This window comes from Halobacillus sp. (genome assembly GCF_049282395.1).
Taxonomy (GTDB): Bacteria; Bacillota; Bacilli; order Bacillales; family Halobacillaceae; genus Halobacillus.
Genome location: NZ_JBAPTY010000381.1, coordinates 1 through 2,662, shown reverse-complemented (window position 1 = coordinate 2,662; position 2,662 = coordinate 1). Strand labels below are relative to the sequence as shown.

The following is a 2,662-nucleotide window of genomic DNA, read 5'->3' as shown; positions in this document are numbered from 1 at the left end:
TCCCGATACGGCAGTGGGTCTTCCCGTTATTACTACCGGGATTCTACGGTTCTGATTAACCATTATGATATTATGGATGACAATCAATTACAGAGAATGGAGACGATTCTTTCCACCCAGCGTTTGGCTGAACTCCAGGCATTTCCTGCTCAGGGTGATTTTGATTTACGTCATTTGCAAAAGATTCATAAGTATCTATTTGGAGATTTGTATCCATTTGCCGGGGAAATACGGACAGAAAATATAACCAAGGATGGGTTCTCATTTGCTCAAGCACGCTTTATTAAAGAAGCCGCTGGTCCGCTGTTTGAAGCATTAGCAAAAGAAGACTGGGAACATATGGACCGGGAAGAGTTAGCAGTTTATCTTGCCTATTACATGGCCGAGTTAAATGTACTCCATCCTTTTAGAGAAGGAAATGGGCGCGCACTCCGTGAGTTTATTCGCTGTCTGGCCTTAGAAGCGAATTTCGATCTTGATTGGTCTGTGCTCCCGAGAGAACGGATTTTGCAAGCAAGCATTGAGTCAGTCCATGACACCCAAATGCTTAGACGAGTCATTGAAGAATCGTTAAGTAAAAAGAATTAAATGATCTGCCTCCGGCTTTTATGAAGCTGGAGGCTTTATTTTATTTCAAAAAGCAAACATTCCCTGTGTCTTTTGCTACAGTACTCCTGGTCAAAGGAAGTAGGCTTTTTTACAGGAATTTGGAGGTATTTGAGGTTTGAATAAAATTGTAAATGGGCGTAGCCTGTTGTAAGACTACTGATAAGAAAGATATTTATTGAGGGGGATCCATCTAATGTGTGGGATATTTGTGTCAATGGGAGAAATCGAAAAGAGCCAAATGGATGAAGTACTGCAATTACTTCATCACCGTGGTCCGGATGAAGGGAAATCAGTTGTAACCGACCGCGTCCATTTAGGACACCGGCGGCTCTCGATTATAGGGCTGGATGATGGTATTCAACCCATTCACAACGCCGAAAAAGATCAATGGATCGTCTGTAATGGAGAAATTTACAATTTTGAATCTATAAAATCAGAGTTGGGAAGTAAGACCAGCTTTCTGACTCAGTCAGATAGTGAAGTGGCTTTAAAACTCATCGAATCAGAAGGTGCGAAAGCCATTGATCAGCTTGATGGAATGTTTGCTTTTTTTATTGCGGATGAACGTAATGATAGCTTTATTGTAGCCCGTGATCCATTAGGGATAAAACCTTTATATTACGGATTAGACCAGAGCGGACAGTATGTATTTTCTTCTGAGCTGAAGGCTATTGAACGCTTCGTTCATCAACCTGAAGAGTTCCCGCATGGCCATTACTTCACTCCTGAAGAAGGTTTTGTATGTTATAGACATATGCAAGCTCCGAAAGATACGTTTAATGAAGAGTCGCTGGATCATGTGAATCAATCAATCCGGGAAACGATGGAGAAAGCTGTGGAGAAGCGTTTACTTGCCGACGTAGAAGTGGGTGTTCTGCTGAGCGGGGGTCTGGACAGCAGTTTAATAGCCGCGATCGCTAAACGATATCATAAAGGGCAATTTCCGCTTAAATCTTTTTGTGTTGGTGCGGAAGGTAGTGCGGATGTAATCAATGCACGAAAAGTGGCCGAAGCGATTGGAACAGATCATTATGAATATATTTATACGCAGGAGGAACTGGTAGCGGCTGTAGAGGATGTAATCTACCATTTAGAGTCTTATGAACCTTCCTTAGTCAGAAGTGCGATTCCAAACTATTTCGTATCAAAATTAGCCTCCGAACATGTGAAAGTGATTCTCTCAGGTGAAGGGGCTGATGAACTGTTCGCGGGGTACGCTTACATGGAGGAATTTCAGGATACAAGTTCGCTTAATAAAGAAATTATCCGGATCTTAAATACTCTTCATCATGTTAACCTGCAGCGTGCCGATAGAATGAGCATGGCGCATTCGCTTGAACTTCGTGTTCCGTTTCTAGATATGGAAGTGGTAGAAAATGCCTTAAAAATTCCGGCTGGTCTTAAGATTCATAAGAAAGACCGAATGGAAAAATGGCTGCTCCGAAAATCATTTGATGGTGTGCTCCCTGATGAAGTTCTCTGGAGAAAGAAAGCAGAATTCTCTGAAGGAAGCGGAGCGCTGGATCTACTGGATGCGCATGCGGAAGAAAGCATCACAGATGATGAGTTGATTCGTCTTCAGGAGACTGCCCCTGTAGAAATCCGCTCGAAGCAGGAAGCTTTTTACTATCGAATATTCAAAAAGCATTTCCCTGGAGAAAATATGCTTCAGACTGTAGGGAAATGGGCTACGGCTTAGTGAACGTTTAATGTCCCATGCTATAGTATCGTCATAGAAAGGGTCGAACCCCTTACTGATAATAATGAATCATCCCAAGCTCCTTAGCCTGGAGAGAACCCATCTGGTTCCTCTCCAGGCTATTTTTCATCTTACTCTACAAACGCCTTCTTAAATAATTGGGCCGGATTGTTGAAGACTCAGTTTCGAGATATCTTAGGTCCGTTGCTGATATAGAGAGGGGCTGGCTACGGAAACAACTCGCTTTCCTGCGGTCCTACACGATGTAGGGTCGATCGACGTTGCCACAGGACGTGGCGACTTTAGTCGATCCTCCTTTTACCAGGAGCCTCCTCAGTCGTTAACACTCCTTGT

At 43.2% G+C, this 2,662-nt stretch carries 2 protein-coding genes; both read left to right on the top strand.

The genetic code is table 11. The annotated features are described in order from the left end of the window. Nucleotides 1–588, top strand: a 588-nt coding sequence (locus WAM07_RS15940; protein WP_422168408.1) for a Fic/DOC family protein, incomplete at its 5' end; no start/stop codon positions are given. Nucleotides 589–802: 214 nt separating this feature from the next. Further along, entirely contained in the window at nt 803–2,308 is a 1,506-nt protein-coding gene (asnB, locus tag WAM07_RS15935) for an asparagine synthase B (RefSeq protein ID WP_422168406.1), read from the top strand. The last annotated feature ends 354 nt before the right edge of the window (nt 2,309–2,662 follow it).

Coding starts and splice junctions, on each gene's coding strand:
- asnB (WP_422168406.1), top strand. CDS start 803: ATGTGTGGGATATTTGTGTCAATGGGAGAAATCGAAAAGAGCCAAATG.